Here is a 21,664-nt window from a genome sequence, read left to right as displayed (position 1 = left end):
AGTTCATCCGTGGTAAGATGGGTGTAGGTCATTTGTGGTCACTCCTTTGTATTCTTTGGTCGGAATTACAAGTTGAGTGTACCACAAATGGCTGTTTTAGTTGTCTAGCTTAATTTTACAATCGGCGTATCTATATTTTAATACCACACAATCTATCAACAAAATCATTCAACTTAGTTAAAGTTAATTTCGCAGTGTTTTTATAAATAATATGATATATTGATTAAGAAAAGGAAGTCTTATTATGGCGACAGTTAAAACAGACACAACGTTTGATGTATATTTAAATGAATTAGACGAAAAGGATCAAGATACTATCATTCGATTAGATCAAATGTTAACGAAACAATTTGGCAAAGATAACCGTAACATTTGGGAAGGCAAATTTTGGGGTGGATCCCAACAACAGATCGTTGGTTATGGAGAAATTCCAATAAAAGGCAAGTCCGATGAGACATGGTTTATGGTTGGTTTAGCTAGGCAGAAGACTTACTTTAGTCTGTATGTGAATGCCGTTGAAGATAAGACATACTTGGCAAAAAATATCAAGACCAACTGGGGAAAGTGAAAATTGGTAGCAGTAGTATTAGTTTTAAACAATTAGAGGATATTGAATTACCAACGTTAGAAAAAATATTCGAGATAGCATATCGACAATGGCTAGAAATTAAACAGTAGAAAGTGGTGCTTTATGGATCAAAAAATACAAGACTTATTTGAGCTATCTCAAAATGGAACGAAAGAAGAACGCTACGACGCCCTTTTGGAACTGAATTCAACTTTAGAACAACCCGTTGATTGGTCTTATGACGTTTGGGATGATTTAATTGAATTATTAACGGATAAAGATGGACATCAAAGATCACGAGCTGCCCAATATTTATCACGCTTAGCTGCCTATAGTGACCCTGAAGACCGCATTTTAAAGGATTTTGATGCTTTATGGCAAGTCACTTTTGATGGAAAATTCGTCACTGCACGCCACACCATTCAAACTTTATGGCGGGTCGGTCTAGGAAGCGATGCAGCTAAAGAACTGTTCTTACAACACGTGACAGACCGCTTTAAAGATGGCGACAAAGAGAAAAATTATACACTCATTCGTAATGACTTCTTACAAGGCATGCGTAATTTATATGACGAAACGCATGACGAAGTCATTAAAACTCAAGCACTTGAACTTATCGACTCTGTCGATGACCCCAAGTATCAAAAGAAATACGCTAAAATTTGGAAATAAAAAAAGGAGGGTATGACTACTCTCCTTCTAATTCTTCAAAATAATTGATCCCTTTTAAGTTTTTGACACGCATTATAAAGTCTTGCTTCTGAATTCGGTTATATAAATCGATAGCTACAAAGTAAACAATTTCATTGGAGTCCGTTTCGTAGTCACTCTCAATGACATGCTCACTCTCAATCTGCATATCAATGATATTCACGCGTAAGTCCGCACAAAATTCTAAAAAGTGATTAAAGCTATCTAAAGAATCTGCAATAATATAACAATCAATCTTACTCGACTTCCCTTGGATGACTTTCTTTAAAGGTCTAAGTAAGGTCATAATCAGTAAAATCGCGATACCACCAGCAATCGCTCCTTCATAGAAGCCAATACCTATCGCAAGACCAATACAGGCAGCCGCCCATAAACCAGCAGCAGTTGTTAAGCCTTTCACTCGATTTCGATTGGTAACAAGAATGGTTCCAGCTCCTAAAAAGCCAATCCCACTTATTACTTGAGCACCTAAACGAGTTGGGTCTCCTCCACCGATATTCTCAGTAACGTATTGGTTTGTCATCATGACCATGGTAGAACCAAGACAGACGAGAATATAAGTTCGCAGTCCTGCCGTGTGGTTCTTCATCCCACGTTCCATACCAATTAATCCACCAATGAGAACAGCCAGTAATATTCGAACAAGAATCGTTATTGTATTTAATTCATATAAATCAAACGTTAGATTCATTACATTCCTCCTCTCAGTTTTTTTCAAGTCATCTATTATACATTCTTTGGAAAATCAGTCAATAATTTCTTTAACTCGACCTACAATGCCACTTTCTAACATCACTTTAATTCCGTGATGGTGGTTAGGTGAATTAGTTAAGAGACGTTTTACAACACCTTCAGTCAATTTTCCTGAGCGTTGATCTTGTTTTTGAACAACATTCACTTTTGCTCCGATTTGAATATCGGCACGTTTGGTTCCATCTTTCATTTGTATTCCTCCTTTAAGACATTTATAACGACCTTCTATTATAACACAATTTCTTCTTTAATTTGGTCCATGATTCGAGCCACATTTTCTGAATGCTTTAATGACATGATTGGGCTTTCTGTTTTGTGTTGTTGAATGCATTCAACAACATGGGCAATTTCACTGTAGAAATCATCATGATCATACGGCACTTCATGTAATTGTGCTTCATTGCTGTCAGCTAAAGTGAGTGTGTATGAGGCTGGACGGTGGAAGTTTGGAATGCGAATTTCTCCAATGGTTCCCGTAATAATTGCGACTGTCTCCTTTTCACGGTCAAAGGCTGATTCCACTCGTCCAATCACACCATTCGATTCTAATTTCGCATCGACATAGACTTCAACCCCATTATCTGTCACTTCATAATCTACGTCTTTCACTTGAACCGGTGATGTCATGAAATCTTCAATCAATGAAATATTATACACTCCCATATCCAGTAAACAGCCCCCTTGAACAGGCTCAAAGTGATAACTTGCATCCGCTTCAGTAAATACACGGCACAGAGACGTTGAAACACTTAACACTTCACCGATATCTCCTTTTTCGATGCGCTCTTTAATCTCACGATAAGCCGGGACAAAGCGACTTTTCATTGCTTCCATGAAGAATACATTCGTTTCTTTCACCGTCTCAGTAATCTCTTCCATTTCTTGAAGTGACAGCGTCGCTGGCTTTTCACATAGAACAGCCTTTCCAGTTCGCAATGCTTTCTTAACCCATTCTAGGTGAAATTGGTGTGGTAAAGCAATGTAGACCGCATCAATTTCTGAATCATCTAATAAAGTTTGATAATTATCATAACTGACATCACATGGATGTTCTGCTCTAAAAGCTTCTGCTTTCTCCATTGTACGTCGTGCTACGGCATATAAACGTGCACCTTTCACTTGTTCTAAACTCGCCGCAAAGCGATGTGCAATATTTCCCGCACCAATAATTCCCCATTTAATCATACGTTACCCCTTTTTGTTAAATGTATTTTTTATAAAAGTGTTTTCATTATGTAAATTGTACCTTATTTTTTTCTCGATTCATAATATCTTACGAATAGTTATCTCTATTAATTTTCTCGTTTTTAGCATATAGTTAATAATAACAATATAAAGGGAGGGTTTTCATGCTTACAATTGCATACATTGGCAATGGTAAAAGTACTAATCGCTACCATTTGCCTTTTTCAACCCAATTATCTGACAAAATAAAAATCAAAACCATTTATTCTCGCAGTGGAAAAAGTGACTGGACTCCGATTGAGGGAGTGCAGTATACAACGAATATCGACGATATTTATAATGACCCAGAAATCCAACTTGTAGTAGTAACTACACCAAGTTCAAGTCATTATCCGTTAGCTAAAGAAGGTTTACTGCGTGGGAAAAATATGTTGGTCGAGAAACCTTTCACTGAAACAGTCGAACAAGCTCAGGAATTATTTACCCTAGCTAAAGAAAAGAATCTCTTTGTTCAAAGTTATCAAAACAGACGGTACGATTCAGATTTCTTAACGGTTCAAAAAGTGATTGAATCAAATAAGTTAGGTGATTTATTAGAACTCGAGATGCATTTTGATTACTTCCGACCAGAAGTACCGGAGAATAGTACGTATTCTCGAATTGACAGCTTTTTGTATGGACATGCTTGCCATACTTTAGATCAAGTTATCTCATACTTTGGAGAGCCTGACGAGGTTTATTCAGACGTGCGACAATTATTAGGTAAAGGTCGAATGAACGATTACTTTGATTTAGATCTTTATTACGGCAAATTAAAAGTATCCGTAAAATCTAGTTACTTCCGTTTGACACCGCGTCCTAGCTTTATTCTATATGGTAAGAAAGGCTCGTTTGTTAAAGAGACAACAGACCGTCAAGAAGAGCATTTGAAACAATTTTACATGCCTACTGAAGCGGACTTTGGTGTTGATTTACCCCAACATTACGGCACTTTAACTTATATGGATGATGACAATAACTATCATCAAGAAAAAGTCATCTCTGAAGTGGGCGATTATAGTCGCTTCTATGAAGATGTCTATCAAACAATTATTAACAAACAGGATAAAGTCGTTAAAGACGACCAAACTTTACTACAAATTAAATTACTTGAAGAAGGAACAAAACACTTAAGTTAAACCTTTGAATGGAGGAAGATTTATGAATTTAGCAATCTTTGGCGCAGGTAAGATCGTTCAGGAATTCTTAGATATGGTAAAAGACATCCCAGAAATTAATTTAAAGGCCTTATTATCATCTGAGCGAAGTTTAGATAAAAATAAAGACTTAATTGCCACTTATAATATTGATGGGGTCTATACTGACGAGAATGAGATTCTGAAACTCACTGATGTGGATACCGTCTACGTTGCCCTACCGAATCATCTACATTATGAATTCAGTAAAAAAGCCCTTGAAGCAGGCAAACATGTGATTTGTGAGAAGCCATTCACCTTAACTTTAAAAGAATTAGAAGAATTGGAAGCCATCGCTTTAGAGAAAGATTTAATATTAATTGAAGCCATTACAAATCAATACTTTGCTAATTTTGCCCAGCTTAAAGAGGATTTAAATGCTGTGGGTGATTTAAAAATCATTGAATGTAATTATTCACAGTATTCTTCACGTTATGACGCTTTCAAAGAAGGAACTATTCTGCCGGCTTTTAACCCAAAAATGGGTGGCGGATCGCTGATGGATATTAATATTTATAATATTCACCTCGTTGTTGGCTTATTAGGCAAACCAAACCGGGTTGAATATTATGCTAATATCGAACGAGAGATTGATACATCCGGAATATTAGTCATGGAATATGATCAAACAAAAGTTGTCTGTATTGGATCTAAAGACACGAGTGCACCCATTAAAAGTACTATTCAAGGAACCGATGGCTCGCTCATTATTAATGGTCCGACGAATACATTAGAAAGTTATACAAAAATTATTGGAAAAGACACGGAAGAAGTCATTGATTTAAAAGTACACCCGCACCGTATGTATGAAGAATTTATCGCCTTCAACCGCATCATTAAAGAACATGATATGGATACTGTACGTGAGAAACTCACACATAGTAAAATCGTCATGGAAGTAGCAGAGAAAGCACTTGAAGATGCTGGTATCAAATTAGGATAACAATAACCCCCGAAAGAAATGTCACCGCATTTCTTTCGGGGGTTTCTCATTATAATAATTCTTTTCGTAAATCTGCAGCACTCTTAGGTGATAAATATTTTGGCGCAATATCAAAAACGGTCTCAGCTCCAGAAAGCCCTTCTTGATGCAATTTATAAGCGGCACGTGCATATGCTACATTGACTGCAGCCGTAAATTCAGGGTTACTGCCTAAGTTTAAACCAAATTCATAGACTTGTTGCATGTCAGATGAGGTTTCTCCTGAGCGAATCACTCGTCCACCGTGTGGTAAACCAGCATGATTTGCATGCAATTCTTCCTCAGTAATAAAAGTAACTTCGGTTTGATAACCTTCAAAGTAATCTGGCATCGTTACAATGTCATTTTTTACTTTTTCTGCATCTGCACCTTCTTCCAACACCACATACACATCACGATTATGAGCGGATTTAGATGTATATTCGACGGTTTCTCCTGCATGGATTTGATCAATTAATTCTGTATTTGGAATTGTATATTGAACGCCATCTTTAACCCCTTCAACGCGTCTGACCGCATCTCCGTGCCCTTGGCTCAACCCTTTACCCCAGAAAGTATATGTATCTCCTTTAGGTAAGATAGCCTCTCCAATTAAACGATTTAAAGAAAACAATCCTGGATCCCAACCCGTCGCAATAATTGACACATATTTATGTGCTTTTGCCACACTGTCCATACTTTCAAGATAGTTCGGAATCTGGCTATGATTGTCATAGCTATCTACAGTGTTAAAATGTTCTGCTAAAGCGGGTCCTTGTTCCGGAATATCCGAACGCGACCCACCACATAAGATTAATACATCAATCTCATCTTTAAAATTTAAGATATCATCTATATGATACGCCGTTGCTTCTGTATCTAAAGTATCTGGATTACGGCGAGAGAAAATCCCCACTAAGTTCATATCTGGCGCATTCTTTAAATTAGCCTCTACACCGCGCCCTAAGTTACCGTAACCTACAATTCCAATATTTATCATAATTAAATCCTCCTTACAGGATAGTTAAAAACTAATTATATTTTGCTTCTTTTTACTTAATTTGTCAATTAATTTACTATAATATTATTTCCTTTTTTTGAATTTAGAATATTATTGGTAAGTGTTACACAAGCGATAATACAGCTAAAAGTGACTATTTATAGTATTCTGTACTTAATGTAAAAATATCTGGAGGTAAATATGAAAAACTTAGAAGAACAATTAATCGGAACCACTTGGTCACTTAAATCATTCGAATCAGTCGATCAAAATGACCAAGTTTTTTATCCTTTAGGTGAAGATGCTACAGGATATATAGTCTTTGATCACACGGGCTTATTCTCTGTTCAAATAATGGCAAAAGAAGCTTTATCTAAAGATGCCGTCACTCACTATAGAACGGATGTTGAGAAAGCCATGGGAATGCATGGGTATCATGCATATTCAGGACATTTTAGTTTGGATGAAGAAAAAGCTGTGATGACTACTTCTGTGGAATTAAGCCTTATCCCTGCATATCGAGGATCAAAACAAAAACGTTCAGTTAACATTGAAGGAGACCGCTTATACTTATCAAATATTGAACACCCCGAGCGTAAACTAGTCTGGCAGAAAAAAAGTTAAGCAATCTTACCGCTTACACAATCAAATGCTTATTGTAACGATGGGTGTATATGCTATACTAACACTACGAAATAAAGGAGGCTATTATGCTAGAAATCGAATTTTTCCACGATGTTATCTGTTCTTTTTGCTTTCCGATGTCAAATCGCTTGCGAAAAGTCATGGATAAATATCAAAATTTAGATATACAACACCGCTCATTTGCCCTTGGTTGGGAAGTAGAACACTTTGAGCAAATGTTCGGAAGTCATGAAGCAGTTAAACCAGAAGTATTAAACCATTGGGAAGCCGCAAATCAAAATGATGATGAGCACCGCTTTAATATCGATGGCATGAAACAGACGGACTTCAACTTCCCTCATTCGCAACCCGGTCTAATTGCAGCTAAAGCTGCTGGTTTAATTGGTGGCGATTCAATGTACTGGGAAGTCTTTGATAAACTTCAAGAAGGCTTGTTCGTACGTAATTTAAATATTGCAGATCAACAAGTCATTGATGACTTAGTAAAAGAGACGTCCATCGACTTTGATTCATGGAAGAACCAAGCAAATAATGATGAAACTAAACAGGCTGTCTTAAATGACTTAGCCCTGGTTAACGCTTATGGTATCCAAGGAGCTCCAGCTTTAGTCATTGATAAAAAATACTTAATTAGTGGTGCCCAACCTCAAGAGCTTATTGAACAAGCTTTAGAGCAAGCAGCACAAGAAGCAAATATTAATATCACTAAACCTACGACACCTCAGTTTCAAGTATTAGGTGATAATACTGGCGCATCGTGTCGCGTTGAAAATGGAACTTGGATCTGCGACTAGCTTCAAAAGATAAACAAATAAAAACGTAATGAAGAGGGGAAGCAAATCCACTTTCATTACGTTTTTTTCTTGTTAAAAATAATTATTCAACTTAGTTTGAATCGTCTTAATTTAAACGATGCGTCTCGTTAGTCGTCCCAATCGTCATCATCCCAGTCATCGTCGTCCCAGTCATCGTCATCCCAGTCATCATCGTCCCAGTCGTCATCATCCCAGTCATCATCGTCCCAGTCATCATCGTCCCAGTCATCATCGTCCCAGTCATCATCGTCCCAGTCATCGTCGTCCCAGTCATCATCATAACGGTCATCATCATCCCAATCATCGTCGTCCCAGTCATCGTCATAACGGTCGTCGTCATCCCAATCATCGTCATCGTAACGATTATCATCACGTCCATAGTAATAATTATTATCATAAACTGTTGGGCGGCTTCCACTATAATCATTATAGAATTGACGGTAGTAATGGCGATCATCATCGTCGTTATCGTCATCATTTACATCGTCATTAATGTCATCTCTACCATCATCTTGGTCAAGAATATCCCCTGTTAAGGCATCAATCTCGACTTCGATTTCCCGATTACCATCAATGAGTGTAATCTCCCACTCTAGTTTATCGTCATCACTGATATCATCATCGTCATCACTATCTAAACTCCAATTAACGATATTATTATTTTGAGTGTGATCCATGACTGATTGAGTGATTTCTTCGATGGAAGCCAGCTCATCAACATTTATAGCTAAATTATCATCGTCATCATCTCTAGATTTACTTGCAAAAAAGTTTTCCCCGTTATATCTAATTAATTGATATGCTTCTGTCTCACCACGGCCAAGAACTCTTGTAATAAACTGCCCTGTTTCTTGATGCATGTGAATATCAATATCTGTTAGTTCGGCATTTGGATAGTATGATTGATAAAGTGAAACTGCCTCATCAAAAGCATTTTGTAACTCACTTGTTTGTTCTTGAGAAATCGCAACAGTACCAACATCATTATTTTGCGCATTAATACTTACTACAGGCGTGATGCCACTTAGAGCAAGCATTGATGCACTGAGTAGAAGGAATTTTTTCATCTTCATTTTCTATCTCTCCCTTATTTTTTTACCGTTTGCTCGGCTTATTAAATAATACGAATGTCGATTTGTTTTTAGGTACCTTTTTCAAAAATTAATCATCATCATCGTCTAAATCATCATCCCAGTCATTGTCGTCCCAGTCATCGTCATCAAAATCATCGTCGTCCCAGTCATTGTCGTCCCAGTCATCGTCGTCCCAGTCATCATCCCAATCATCGTCATCCCAGTCATCGTCGTCTTCTATATAAGTATTCACTGAACTATTTACACTGTCATTAGTATTATAAGAATCTTCATCATAAAACGATTCGAACCAATCATCCTCTGAATTAAATTCACTATTATCTGTTGGTTTTGGTGTAACTAATCCTTGGAAGAAGCTTTGTAGTTCTTGAACTTCTGAGCGATTATAAATACTGTCTAACAATTCTCTAAAACGTTCACTACTTTGGTTTAAATTATAATACTCCGCGTTTCCTGATAAGCGGTCACGTTTTTCTTTAGCTGATAATACGCGACTTTCTTCATCTGTCCACAATGAAATATTTGCATTAGCCAATTGATAATCACCAAGTAAGACTTCTTGTTGAGTCGCATTTTCGTAGTCTTCCATTGTTCCTTTAATAACAACAATATTATTGTTTGCCATTGCGTTCCTTAACTCATCTATTACTAGATCCTCAATCGCATTCGTATCATCCGCATTGGCGGCTGAGATAGCAATCAGAACATCTAAGGAATCTGATTCATCAATGAGGCTTACCAGTGAAGGTGTAATTTCGCTTAAGCTTTCCCCTTCAGTTATACTTTCATTCTCCATTTCACCCAGTCGATTAATAACTCTAACGACTTCATAATCATCATTCAGTTCAACTTGAACACCTTCTTGTGTTCCGATTGAAATGGCTGCATATGCAGGTTCTGAAGGACCAAAAATATTTTGAGAAAGATTAAAGAATAAGAACAACACTGCTGCAACCGCTACGAGACTTATTAGTGGCCTAAAATTCACATGTCGAACTTTTTCTTTCGCTTGGTATCGATCAGAATCAAAGTAAAAAATTTGATCGCCTACGGCTAAAGAATCTTTTCTTTTCAACCGATGAATTTCACCACTCGGGTCCATGACGATGACGTAATCTGCTTTGATTTCAATGACAATCGTTTCTTTTACATCATATTTACTCATCTTATCCCCTCTTTATCCAATCTATTAAGCTTGCTAACCCATTTTTAAATATAATAATTGTCGATGTGATAAACACTTTGTTTCCTTTTATAACCTTCACTGAGACATTATTATATGTTGCGGTTAGTTTTATAGGCAGACGCTTCTTTTCAAATAAGGGTATTGTTATCGGCTTATGTTTACTTGATTTCTCCGAGATATGAATCGCTCTTTCGCGACTATCTTTATGTTTTGGAGATTCTTCTATTAACTGCTCCAAACTAATATCAAAGTCTTCAATCGTACTTTTCCACTCTTCAATTTCAATCGCTAATACATTTTCGCTTTGTCTCGATTCGTCTTGAAATTGTACGCCTGATTCTTCCATCGAATCTAAGGATGCCATCTCTTCATTCTTTTTTTCTTTCCTTAGATAATCGATCACACGACTTCGAATAACCACTTTTACAAAATTCAATAAGGATCCTTTTGACTCGTCATATTTTTCAACGGCTTCCTTAAAAGCTAACAAAGCAATTGAAAAAGCATCATCATTTTGAACATTAACATATCGATTGGTAGTCTCACTAACTACTTTTATTATGAAGCCGTAATGTTCTTCAATTAGTTGCTCAATTTGTTTTTCGATTTGAAATGCCTCCTATCTGCTCAATATATAATACGTAACTTTTTAACAATTTAGGGACCTTTTTCTGTAGTTGGTTAAATCATAGCACAAATATTTATTGATTTAATCTAATTATCCTCCAAAAAGGTCCCTAAAATTAATATAGCTTTCGTATTATGTATCGACTGGCAAAGCAAAGTCAAAAATAAGAAAGAAGGTACGAAAATGCGAAACAAGAAATATCTATTAAGAAGAAAAGGTTTTAGTGTTAAAAAGGCTCTATTATCAATTGGTGTTGTTGCTTCCATTGGATTAGCTTTTAGTCATTCGACTGATATCTTAGAAAGTGCTTTAGCTAATTCCGCAACTGAAAATGTAGAAAAAACTCAAACAAATAATGTATTAAGCCATCCGGTAGTGCAAAATGAACAAAATGCTGCTTTAGATGCATTGATTAATCGTTGGCAAGAAAAATCTCCTGAAGAAATAAAAGAGGAATTACTTCGTCAAGAAGAAGCAGGTTCGATTGCTTATGTTGTTCAGTGGGGAGACACTCTTCCAAATATTGCTTCCGCTGCAGGTTTGACCGTTGAGCAATTATTAGACTTGAATGGTCTGAGCGAAGATTATCATATGAATACTGCAGATGTCTTAATCGGACTCATTGATAACCAAGATATCCACGTCGCTGGTGCATATGACGATGACTGGGATGATGATGACTGGGATGACGATGATTGGGATGACGATGACTGGGATGACGATGATTGGGATGACGATGACTGGGACGACGATGACTGGGACGACGATGACTGGGATGACGACGATTGGGACGACGATGACTGGGATGATGACGACTGGGATGATGATGACCGTTATGATGACGACTGGGATGATGACGATTATTGGTTAGAAAGATTCTATAACGACCCAAATAACATTCCAGGACACACTCCGAAAACCGAAGGGGATATCCCTACAACGATTGCCCAGGAGAGTGAAGTAGAAACAACACAATCGCCTGATCAAACAGGAGATAGTCAAGTAGCAGATACAACTTTAGATGAATTACCACCCGTTGATACGACTGTAACTGATACAAATAATGTCAATCTTGATGCCGTTACTCAAGAATTCCATAATTTAGTCAATCAAGAACGTCAAATAATGGGCAGAGCCAGTTGAATTATGGTAATCATTTACAAAATGCTGCCGTAAGTCGAACAGCAGAAATTACAGAACATTTTTCACATACAAGACCGAATGGATTATCTTTCTACACAGCACCCGGCTTTGATCAAGGTGGAACGATTGTCGGAGAGAACCTGCAACAAACATATATCTCACGCAATGCGGCACCAGAAGAAATCGCTCAAAAATTATTTGATAATTGGAAGAAGAGTCCAGGACACTATGAAAACATGATGGATGGTTCGTATTTAGATCATGCAATTCAACTTGATACATACGAAAATGGAGACAACATCATTATCTATTCAACACAAGTATTCAGTAACTAAAGTAAAATAAAAGATACCGAATTTACTGCCATAAATTCGATATCTGATAGGATTTCAATTCTAGTTCACAAAACATTATTAATATTAGGAAGCAAGGACAGTTTACTATTGTTCTTGCTTCTTTTTCTATAAAAATAACAGTTAATGACGTCTGGTCTATAATTATTCTGAAATAAACTACTTGGTCCACGTATTTTATAGCTGAAATAGGATTTGTTCACGATATAAATGAGCATATGCCTGGTTGTCCACGTTCATAGGACCAGTATAATGATTGATTAGCCGGAAACGAGCACTCGAATTTTAATCGAATGACTGATTAGCCGGAAACGAGCACTCGAATTTTAATTGAATGCTTGTTTCTCAATCCTCCTCATAAACAAAAAGAAGGAACTGTACAAAAATGAACAGTTCCTTCTTTTTAATTACATTTATTCCACATTTACTTCTTGAGCATTGACAATTTCCCCGTTTTCTAGGGTAACCATCACGGCTGGTTTCACAGGGTTATGTTCTTCATTAATTGAGAATGTACCAGTCACTCCTTCGAAGTCGACAGTTTCAGCTAAAGCTTGGTTAACTGCGTCAGCCTCTGTTGATCCAGCTCTTTCGATACCGTCAACTAAGAAAGCAATCGCATCATAACCTAAAGCAGCGAATGTATCTGGGGCTTTACCAAATTTTTCTTCATAGTCTGCGACAAAGTTATTAGATTTTTCGTTTTCTAAAGATGTGTCATAGTGAGTTGTATAGTGAACGTCATTTGTGTTTTCAGGTCCAGCTAATTCTACGAATGTATCACTCGCAAATCCATCTGCTCCAACCACTGGTGCTGTTACGCCAACTTCACGGAGTGCTTTGACTAATAAGCCTGTTTCTGTATAGTAACCAGGTACATAAATGGCATCGAATTCATGTCCTAAAACTGCTGTAGACAGTGATGAAAAGTCTGTATCACCTGAAGTATAAGCTTCAGTTGCAACAACAGTTCCTCCTTTAGCTTCATAATCTTCAACGAAAGCGTCCGCTAGACCTAAAGAATAATCTAATGCGTTATCTACGATAAGAAGCGTGTTCTCAGCGCCAAGTGTATTATAAACATATTCAGCTCCGGCACGTCCTTGATATGAATCTTCATAGGCAACTCTAAATAAGTTCTCTACGGCTTCGCCGTTACTATCTAATGTCAGGCCATCTCCTGTCGTCGCTGGAAGGACATTTGGTTTATTATTTTCTTCGATTACAGGTTTTGCTGCATTAACAACTGCAGAAGCGTTTGGTCCAAAGACAGCAACAACGTCTTCATCATTCGCTAAACGTGTTTGTAAAGAAACTCCTTCGGTTGTATCTGTCTTATTATCTAAGACTACAAGTTCTAATGGGCGTCCATCTAATACTCCGCCTTCAGCATTCTTTTGTTCAACAAACAATTCAAAGGCTTCGACAGCGGGTACACTGTATGGCGCTGCGGGTCCTGTCAGTTCTAAGTTTACTCCTAGAACAACTGGTTCACCTGTTGCTTCTTGAGCACTCACACTGTTAGAGAATGGCATCGCTAAGGCACCGACTAAAGTTAAACCTGATAATAATAACTTACTTAATTTATTTAATTTCATTTTATTTTCCTCCGATTTTTATGGTTTGACAGTTAATTGAACGTCACCGACATTTTCATATTCAACGCGATAATTTCCGGCTTCTAATCTCTCTGGGAGCATAAATGTTCCTGATGAGACAAATCGACCAGCAGTTAATTTTTCCCCACGCTCTTCTAAGGCTTTGGCTAGCCATTTCACGGAATTAACTGGATGTCCTAATACTTCTTCAGAATTTCCTCGTTTGACTTCTTGATCGTTTAAATACAGAACTGCTTCGATATTTTTCACATCGTCATAACTGTATTGCTTGGCTTCTCCATAAACGACTGCCCCATTCACTGCACCATCTGCGATAACTTCATAGAAAGTTGTCTTAGGGAACCAGTCATCATAACGGCCATCGGGTACTTCAATCCCTGGGGCAACCAAACATTTTCTCATTACTTCCTCGTCTGTATCGTCGCCGTTAACATCTTCTTGAACTAAGAAGACTAACTCAGTTTCTAGAAGAGGTTCATTGTAATCAGTTAATGAAAGTGAAGCATCTTTTTTCACAGTGACATCGGTCATTTGTCCGAATAAAGGTGAGTCACTATTGAATAAATCTTGCGTTTCTTTACTCGTTAAACTGATTTTGTAACCTTGATGTTTTTCACCATTCTCTTCTTTCAGAGCAAGTACATCATCTTGTACTTGATAGGCTTCTTGAGTCGATTCGAAATTAAACTTCCCTTTTTCCAAAGGTGCGTTATCTCGGTAAGCTTTAAATAGTAATTCTGCTTTGTTTGTCATTTTTTATAATTCCTTTCTTTTAATCCAAGTCATCAACAATTAAAATTCAACTTTTTGAATCCAACCTTCGGGTCCTTCTTTTTCACCAAATTGGATTCCAGTTAATTCATCATAAAGGGCTCTAGTTAGTGGTCCGACTTCAGTTTCTGAATAGAAGACATGTTTCTTGTCGCCTTGAGTAATACTTCCAATCGGTGTAATCACTGCGGCTGTCCCCATAGCCCCTGCTTCTTTGTAGTGATCCAGTTGGTCAATAAAGACGTCACCTTCAAAAGTTTCTAAACCAAGCACATGTTCTGCTAAATGCAATAAAGAGTATTTTGTAATACTTGGTAAAATAGACGGTGATTTAGGTGTGACAAAGACATCATCTTCAGTAATAGCGAAAAAGTTCGCTGCCCCGACCTCTTCAATTTTTGTATGTGTTGCTGGGTCTAAGAAGATTGAATCCGCAAAGTTATGCACCTGAGCTTCTTTTCCTGCTTTAAAACTTGAGGCATAGTTTCCTCCCACTTTAGCTGATCCGGTTCCTCTTGGTGCAGCTCGGTCATATTCACTGACCATGAAAGGTGCGGGTTGTAAACCGCCTTTAAAGTATGCACCGACAGGTGTGACATATATTCCGAATAAGGCTTCTGATGCCGGAGATACGCCGACGATATCACCGACTCCGATTAAGAATGGTCGAATGTAAAGTGTTGCACCTGTTCCATAAGGAGGAATCCATTCTTCGTTTGCACGGACGATTTCTTTCACCGCTTCAACAAACGCTTCTTCTGGATACGGTGGCAACATCACTTGATCAGCTGAACGTGCCAGTCGTTTCGCATTTTCATCTACTCTGAACAAGTTAACTGAACCATCTTTAGTTCTGTAGGCTTTAAGTCCTTCAAAACATTGTTGACCTAGATGAACGGCTGGCGAAGCTTCACTAATTGTGATTGTATTGGCCTCTACTACTTGGCCTTCGCTCCATTTTCCATCTTTGTAGTAAGCTCTAAAACTCTTACCAGTATTAATGTATCCAAAACCTAAGGTTTCCCAATTTAAATCTTGTGGTTTAACTGACATTTCCATTATTAATCTTCATTCCCTTTCCTAAACAAATTTTTATTACAAAAAAAGCCTATTTAGATTAACTAATAATCTAAACAGGGTTTGACTGCTGTATATTAAGAAGCGAGATTTGAATCTGCCACTCGTTTAGATTATTAGTCTATACGAGCAACAAAAATCTTAGCACGCATAGATACAAACTTGAAAGTTTTTTCGTGTTTGTATCTATACTGCGGATACAAACACTATCTAATAATGCTAATAATTGTAGCTAATTTAAATGTGTGTGTGCTAAAAGTTTTCATGTTATCTCTCTCCAAATATCTTTAGTAAATACAATTTATCACCTTTAAATGAGATTGTCAACACTTTTTCTAATTTAAAACTAATAAAAAACACATCTTAGATTAGAAAATCTAAGATGCGCCTCATTAATTAATTAGAATAATTCTTTGTCACTACCAAACGTTTCTCCTAAAGCTTGTTGTGCAAGCACATTTAAGAAATTCCATGGTTTGTCATATTCTGGTTGGAAGAAGAAATCAGCTAAAGCTAATTGTTCTAATGTCCAGCCAGCTGAGATTGCTGTTGAAACTGTGTTAATCGCAAACATAACATCTTTTTTAGACATTAATTGCGCACCAACAATACGATTTGTATCTTTTTCAAAGTGAATTTTCATCTTAACTGTTGTATCGTCACCAATGAATTTAGGACGAAGCGTCTCTTCATAGAATTTGCTATCAACCGTATTTGAATCTGCGTCACAGTCTTTAACTCCTGTACAAGCAAAGTGGTAATCAAATAATGATAATGCAGATGTACCTGATACAGCTGGCATTTCGAATTTGTTATCTGAAAGCATATTTTTAGCTGCGATCACACCTTGGCGACGTGCGTTAGAAGCTAATGCAATGGCACGTTTTTCTCCAGTTGGTGCAAATGGAATTAAGGTTGCATCTCCAGCTACGTAAATATCTGGGTTCGATGTTGATTGCATATGTTCATTCACTTCAACAAAGCCACGTTCATTACGTGCTAAAATACCGTCTAACCATTGTGTGTTTGGACGTACACCAACAGCCATCACAACTGTATCTGCTTCGTATTCGCCTTTATCTGTTACAACTTTTGCAACAGAACCATTCTCACCAATGATTTCTTGAACTTTTTCACCGCCATGGAATTTCATTCCATGCTCAAGTGCGTTCTCTTGTAATACAGAAGTGAATTCTTTATCTAAATACGTTGGTAAGATAGTATTTAATGAATCAATGACCGTTGTATCAATTCCTGCTTTCGCATAAGCTTCTGCAACTTCAATTCCAATATATCCACTACCTACGACAACAGCTTTTTTAGCAGATGACATACGTTCTTTTACTTTATCTGCCCAATTGCGGCCACGTAAGTAATATAAGTTATCTAAATCAGTTCCTGGAATTGGAATTTCAATGGGTACAGCTCCTGGACTAAGGAATAATTTATCATAAGATTCTTCTGATTCTCCATCGGCAGTTTTAACCGTAATAGTTTTAGCTTCAGGATTCACAGATACTACGTCACTATTCATATGAACATTAACGCCTTGATCTTTATAACTTTCTTCATTCGCATAATGTAAACTATCTAATGAAGGTGAGATATCTTCTAAATAACTTTGAATCCCACAAGATAAGAATGATGCTGTTTCCCCGCGTTCATATAAATGAATCTCAGCATTTGAATCTTCTTTTAAGATAGTTTGCACTGCTTCATACCCAGCATGTGAAGTACCTACAACAATAATTTTCATGACAAAACCTCCAATTTTTTTAACAGATTAATTGTATCACATTTTAATACCATTTCAAATATTCAGAACTCAGTCATTTAAAATGCTTATTTAACAGCATTTAACAAGACACCTCATAACAATACCCATTTGAATATTAGTAATAAATTGTTTTTATTTTATATAAAAGTCAAAATTAATCCGGTATATATTACTTCAATATAATATATTGTTATTTAAAATTTAATATATATTGGATAGTTATTCACAAGTAAATTTACAACAAGAATCATTATTTTATTTACAGAATTCGCTATTTAATACTAAACGTGTTATACTAGTTAATACGCGAAAGATATTTTTTATGCAAGAATTTAATTTGTTTTGATGAAATTTAATCAAACTGGCGTAACTAAAGGGTTACAAGGGTATATTAGAGGTTATGGGAATATATCGTTTAAATGAGAAAGAATTAATTTTAAGTAATAGTTACAAGAAAGAACTTTAGAATAATAATATTGAATAGTTAGGTAGCCTTCTCTTTATTGAGAGGGCTATTGTCTATTTAACAGATTGTTTAGACAAAAAAAGCAAAGTGGCTAGTTAGCACACTTTGCTTTTTTTCTTATACTTTTCCTTGCAAAGATTGCAGGCGGTACATATCGTAATATGTTCCTTCTAATTTAATCAGTTCATCATGATGACCTTGTTCGATAACACGGCCTTTGTGCAGAACGTAGATTTTGTCAGCATCTTTGATTGTTGAAAGTCGGTGGGCAATGACAATTAATGTCGCTTGCTCTCGAATCTTTTCAAGACTTTGTTGTATATACTGCTCCGTCTCCGTATCAATATTGGCCGTAGCTTCGTCTAAGATTAAAATTCGCGGATTTCGAATAATCGTACGTGCAATATTAATTAACTGCTTCTGACCAGCTGATAGTGAAGTTCCCCCCTCACTGATGTGAGAACGATAACCATCTTCCATTGATTTAATAAAGTGATCTGCTCCTGTAAATTCTGCAGCTTCTCTCACTTCTTCATCTGAATAGTTTCCATGTAAACGAATATTGTCATAGAAATTACCATAGAACATGAACGCATCTTGTTGGACTAAGCCGATTTGAGAGCGAATACTTCGTTTGGTGTAACCACGAATATCTTCTTTATCAACGGAAATTAATCCTTGTTGGTATTCGTAGAATCGCATTAACAGATTAATGATTGTACTCTTTCCAGATCCGGTATGACCAACAATCGCAATCATTTCTCCCGGAGACACTTCTAAATCGATATCTTTCAATACATCATTTTTACCATCATACGAGAAATACAAATCATCAATGTTAATCTGACCATCAATCAATGAATCCACTGCATTCGCATTTGGTTGAGGTTCTGTATTCTCATTTGCTAGTAAAGCCATCCCGCGAGAGGCTGAAACTAGCCCATCTTGGTAAATACTCAAGCTGTCTAACATCCCTCCAATTGGATGGAAGAATGACTTAGAATAAGACGTAAAAGCGTAAATAATCCCAATATCAACGACTGAACCCGAAAGTAATTGCGCAGCAAAGATCCAGATGACAATGACCAACACAATTTGTTCAATAAGGTTAATGGCAGGCATTAATAGCACAGCATTCATCTTGAACATATTAGTTCTAGCCACTAAGTATTCCTGGTTTACTTCATCGAATTCTTCTTTCATTCGCTGGGTCTGATTGAATTGTTGAATGAGCCACATCCCCATTGTTGACTCACTTAAGCGCGCATTCACCTTACTTAACGCTTGGCGCATACGACGGTAGATGACAGTACTAATCTTTTGGTAGACGTATATCAAGATGAATATGACGGGGATAAAGGCCATGAAGACCCAAGACATCGATACACTAAGTGAAAACATCGCTACCGCAATCATCGTTGCATTAATAAAACCATCGAAAAATGTTAAAAACACATTCCAAAATTCTTTAATTGTCTCGGTATCATTCGTCACACGTGAGACAACTTCACCATTAGGTGTTTTGTTAAAGTAATCTAAACTTAATTTCCCTAATTTGTGGTACAAATTATTTCGCATATTCGCTACCGTATGCTCGGATGCTAATTTAAAAGTGTAATCTTTAACGTAGACAATGACCATTCTTAAAAGTAATAAAACAAGGTACGTTCCAGCTACTTGTAAAGTAATTTGGATTGTTGCTGAACTTGTCGATAAGTACTCATCAATATATTGTTGAATAATAATAGGTAAGTAAGCTGATAAAGCAGAAGCAATAACCATCATAACAATAGATAAGATAAACCATTTAGTTTCAGATTTCGCAAATGAGAATAAATAACGTAATATGTTCCATTGCTCTTTTAGTGAGAAGCTTGTTTTTCTTTGTTTCGTATTACTCATTGTCTTCCCCACTTTCTGAAATTTTCTGATCTAATTGTTGTTGACGGAACATATTGTCATACCAACCTTCTAACGAGAGTAACCGCTCATGAGTTCCTCGTTCGCTAATATGCCCATTATCTAAGACTAGGATCTCATCTGCACGCATAATTGAACTTAATCGATGAGTCGCTATGATTGTGATCCCTTTTTGACAGAATTCACGTAAGTTCGTTAATATCCTTTGTTCTGTCTTAGCATCCACAGCGGAAAGCGCATCATCCATAATTAATATTTCTGGATTCATCGCTAATGTTCGAGCGATTGAAATCCGTTGCTTCTGCCCACCAGATAAACTCACACCGCGTTCTCCAACCAAGGTATCGTAACCATCTGAGAAAGTTAGGATGTCTTCATGAACATCTGCAACCTTTGCATAATATTCGACTTCTTCTTGTGTCATATTTGGACGACCGAAGCGAATGTTCTCTCGGATTGTCGTTGAGAAAAGTAAGTTGTTCTGTGAAATATACCCAACTCGATCATTTAATTCTGTCATATCAATCTTATTCAGTGGTGTGTTATCAATAAGGATTTCTCCAGATTCAACATCAAAATTTCGCACTAATAAGTTAAACAAGGAACTCTTTCCAGACCCTGTTCGGCCAACAATGCCTAAAGTATCCCCTTCTTCCAGTTTAAAGTGAATATCACTTAAAATTTCTACTTCTGAATCTGGATAACTAAAGGTATTAATATTTACTTTTAAATCATTATATTCTAAGTTTTTAACAGGATTGGGATCATTGACGACACTTGCTTTTTCAGATAGCAAATCAGTTACTCGATCATAACTCGCATTCCCGCGCTCCATTGTATTCACTAATCTTCCAACAGCTAATAATGGCCAAGTCATATTTCCTAAATAACTTAGGTAAGCGATTAAGTCTCCTAAAGTAATACGACCATTTTGGATAAAGTATGTCCCAAAAAAGATCGTTAATACATAAGTTAAACCAGTAATCACATCGATGACAGGCGTATAAGCCGAATCAATTCGGAATACTTTCTTGTTCTTTTCAACGACATTGTCCGTTTCTTTAACAAAATCTAGGTAATCCTCTTCCTCTTCCTCTTCACCGAAAGCTTTAATCACTTTCATTCCGGAGACACTCTCTTGTACATGATCATTCATATCAGAGAAAGCTTTTAATGACCCTCTAAAATACTTATTAATTAATTTTCCTAAATATTGGGCAACAAAAATCAATAATGGGAAAGGTAAAATAGTAAACAAGGTCAATTGCCAGTCAATAATAAAAATCATTGAAAACAAAGTCACGACAGTGATTGATAAGGAATCAGTTAAAGTAATAATTCCCCCACCAGCAACAAAGCGTAAAGCAGCTAAGTCATTCGTCGCATGTGCCATTAAATCACCAGTACGATATTGCCCGTATAACTTCTGATCCATCTTAGTAAAATGATCAAACAAACGGTTACGCATAATCGCTTCTAACAATGTTGAATTCCCAAACAAATTACTGCGCCACATGTATCTTAATCCATACATAAGTAAGCCAATACCAAGGAGTAATCCAGTCTGTTGTATTAAGTGGTCCCAAGTAATAGTCCCGGTTGCCATTGAATCGACTAATCCTCCGATAATTAATGGGATAATCGCTGATAAGATGGCACAGGTAGTTAAGCCACCTATGGCAAGTGCATAGGTTTTCCATCTCAGTTTAAAGAACCATGCTAATTTTTTGAATATTGCAAACATATTAACCTCACTT

21 protein-coding genes are annotated in these 21,664 nt (G+C 36.8%); 8 read left to right on the top strand and 13 right to left on the bottom strand.

Annotation, left to right across the window (positions count from 1 at the left end; translation table 11 throughout):
- Positions 1-244 precede the first annotated feature (244 nt).
- Together FEZ33_RS04180 and FEZ33_RS04175 are read left to right on the top strand one after the other, a co-directional pair.
- Complete coding sequence (locus tag FEZ33_RS04180) at positions 245-568, top strand: hypothetical protein (RefSeq protein WP_138404142.1); 324 nt, start codon at positions 245-247, stop codon at positions 566-568.
- 123 nt (positions 569-691) lie between these two features.
- Positions 692-1,240, top strand: a complete 549-nt coding sequence (locus FEZ33_RS04175; RefSeq protein ID WP_138404141.1) for a hypothetical protein — start codon at positions 692-694, stop codon at positions 1,238-1,240.
- A gap of 16 nt (positions 1,241-1,256) precedes the next feature.
- Here FEZ33_RS04175 and FEZ33_RS04170 read toward each other — a convergent pair whose 3' ends face one another.
- Genes FEZ33_RS04170 through FEZ33_RS04160 form a run of 3 tightly spaced genes read right to left on the bottom strand, consistent with a single transcriptional unit; the run spans position 1,257 to position 3,217 of the window.
- Entirely contained in the window at positions 1,257-1,970 is a 714-nt protein-coding gene (locus tag FEZ33_RS04170) for an MgtC/SapB family protein (RefSeq protein ID WP_138404140.1), read from the bottom strand.
- A gap of 54 nt (positions 1,971-2,024) precedes the next feature.
- Positions 2,025-2,222, bottom strand: a complete 198-nt coding sequence (locus FEZ33_RS04165; protein WP_138404139.1) for a YwbE family protein — start codon at positions 2,220-2,222, stop codon at positions 2,025-2,027.
- Positions 2,223-2,260: 38 nt separating this feature from the next.
- Entirely contained in the window at positions 2,261-3,217 is a 957-nt protein-coding gene (locus FEZ33_RS04160) for a Gfo/Idh/MocA family protein (protein WP_138404138.1), read from the bottom strand.
- A 164-nt stretch (positions 3,218-3,381) separates the two neighbouring features.
- Between FEZ33_RS04160 and FEZ33_RS04155 the strand changes: the two genes are divergently transcribed.
- Complete coding sequence (locus FEZ33_RS04155; RefSeq protein WP_138404137.1) at positions 3,382-4,395, top strand: Gfo/Idh/MocA family oxidoreductase; 1,014 nt, start codon at positions 3,382-3,384, stop codon at positions 4,393-4,395.
- Between the two features lie 22 nt (positions 4,396-4,417).
- On the top strand, positions 4,418-5,395 hold the full coding sequence (locus FEZ33_RS04150; RefSeq protein WP_138404136.1) for a Gfo/Idh/MocA family protein: 978 nt from the start codon (positions 4,418-4,420) through the stop codon (positions 5,393-5,395).
- A 49-nt stretch (positions 5,396-5,444) separates the two neighbouring features.
- On the opposite strand, the gene FEZ33_RS04145 is transcribed toward FEZ33_RS04150, so the two are convergent.
- Positions 5,445-6,413 (bottom strand): diaminopimelate dehydrogenase, encoded by a 969-nt coding sequence (locus FEZ33_RS04145; RefSeq protein ID WP_138404135.1) that lies wholly within the window; start codon positions 6,411-6,413, stop codon positions 5,445-5,447.
- Positions 6,414-6,614: 201 nt separating this feature from the next.
- Between FEZ33_RS04145 and FEZ33_RS04140 the strand changes: the two genes are divergently transcribed.
- Both FEZ33_RS04140 and FEZ33_RS04135 read left to right on the top strand, forming a co-directional pair.
- Complete coding sequence (locus FEZ33_RS04140) at positions 6,615-7,037, top strand: lipocalin-like domain-containing protein (protein WP_138404134.1); 423 nt, start codon at positions 6,615-6,617, stop codon at positions 7,035-7,037.
- An 86-nt stretch (positions 7,038-7,123) separates the two neighbouring features.
- Positions 7,124-7,852, top strand: a complete 729-nt coding sequence (locus FEZ33_RS04135; protein WP_138404133.1) for a DsbA family oxidoreductase — start codon at positions 7,124-7,126, stop codon at positions 7,850-7,852.
- A gap of 128 nt (positions 7,853-7,980) precedes the next feature.
- Here FEZ33_RS04135 and FEZ33_RS04130 read toward each other — a convergent pair whose 3' ends face one another.
- The 3 genes from FEZ33_RS04130 to FEZ33_RS04120 all read right to left on the bottom strand — a co-directional run bounded on the left by FEZ33_RS04130 (position 7,981) and on the right by FEZ33_RS04120 (position 10,748).
- The gene (locus FEZ33_RS04130; RefSeq protein WP_138404132.1) at positions 7,981-8,946 is read right to left on the bottom strand and encodes a PepSY domain-containing protein; all 966 of its coding nucleotides are present in this window, start codon (positions 8,944-8,946) and stop codon (positions 7,981-7,983) included.
- Positions 8,947-9,034: 88 nt separating this feature from the next.
- Entirely contained in the window at positions 9,035-10,132 is a 1,098-nt protein-coding gene (locus FEZ33_RS04125) for an anti-sigma factor domain-containing protein (protein WP_138404131.1), read from the bottom strand.
- A 1-nt stretch (position 10,133) separates the two neighbouring features.
- Entirely contained in the window at positions 10,134-10,748 is a 615-nt protein-coding gene (locus FEZ33_RS04120; RefSeq protein ID WP_268951497.1) for a sigma-70 family RNA polymerase sigma factor, read from the bottom strand.
- Positions 10,749-10,964: 216 nt separating this feature from the next.
- Here FEZ33_RS04120 and FEZ33_RS04115 point away from each other — a divergent pair, with 216 nt between their 5' ends.
- The gene (locus FEZ33_RS04115; protein ID WP_138404129.1) at positions 10,965-11,924 is read left to right on the top strand and encodes a LysM peptidoglycan-binding domain-containing protein; all 960 of its coding nucleotides are present in this window, start codon (positions 10,965-10,967) and stop codon (positions 11,922-11,924) included.
- Positions 11,921-12,259, top strand: a complete 339-nt coding sequence (locus FEZ33_RS04110) for a CAP domain-containing protein (RefSeq protein ID WP_138404128.1) — start codon at positions 11,921-11,923, stop codon at positions 12,257-12,259. The genes FEZ33_RS04115 and FEZ33_RS04110 overlap by 4 nt, the downstream gene beginning before the upstream one ends.
- Before the next feature lie 431 nt (positions 12,260-12,690).
- Here the strand turns inward: FEZ33_RS04110 and FEZ33_RS04105 are convergent, their stop codons facing one another.
- The 6 genes from FEZ33_RS04105 to FEZ33_RS04080 all read right to left on the bottom strand — a co-directional run bounded on the left by FEZ33_RS04105 (position 12,691) and on the right by FEZ33_RS04080 (position 21,651).
- Positions 12,691-13,875 carry an ABC transporter substrate-binding protein gene (locus FEZ33_RS04105; protein WP_138404127.1) on the bottom strand — a complete coding sequence of 395 codons (1,185 nt, stop codon included), beginning with the start codon at positions 13,873-13,875 and terminating at the stop codon, positions 12,691-12,693.
- A gap of 18 nt (positions 13,876-13,893) precedes the next feature.
- Positions 13,894-14,649, bottom strand: a complete 756-nt coding sequence (locus FEZ33_RS04100) for a 2-keto-4-pentenoate hydratase (RefSeq protein WP_138404126.1) — start codon at positions 14,647-14,649, stop codon at positions 13,894-13,896.
- A gap of 39 nt (positions 14,650-14,688) precedes the next feature.
- Entirely contained in the window at positions 14,689-15,720 is a 1,032-nt protein-coding gene (locus FEZ33_RS04095; RefSeq protein ID WP_138404148.1) for a branched-chain amino acid aminotransferase, read from the bottom strand.
- 424 nt (positions 15,721-16,144) lie between these two features.
- The gene (locus FEZ33_RS04090) at positions 16,145-17,500 is read right to left on the bottom strand and encodes an FAD-dependent oxidoreductase (protein WP_138404125.1); all 1,356 of its coding nucleotides are present in this window, start codon (positions 17,498-17,500) and stop codon (positions 16,145-16,147) included.
- 604 nt (positions 17,501-18,104) lie between these two features.
- The gene (locus FEZ33_RS04085) at positions 18,105-19,889 is read right to left on the bottom strand and encodes an ABC transporter ATP-binding protein (protein ID WP_138404124.1); all 1,785 of its coding nucleotides are present in this window, start codon (positions 19,887-19,889) and stop codon (positions 18,105-18,107) included.
- On the bottom strand, positions 19,882-21,651 hold the full coding sequence (locus tag FEZ33_RS04080) for an ABC transporter ATP-binding protein (RefSeq protein ID WP_138404123.1): 1,770 nt from the start codon (positions 21,649-21,651) through the stop codon (positions 19,882-19,884). Before FEZ33_RS04080 ends, FEZ33_RS04085 begins: the two co-directional genes overlap by 8 nt.
- Between the last annotated feature and the right edge of the window lie 13 nt (positions 21,652-21,664).

Source organism: Ruoffia tabacinasalis, assembly GCF_005864045.1.
Classification (GTDB): Bacteria; Bacillota; Bacilli; order Lactobacillales; family Aerococcaceae; genus Ruoffia; species Ruoffia tabacinasalis.
Note: the sequence above shows the minus strand (reverse complement) of the source record. Positions and strands in the feature narration are given on the sequence as shown.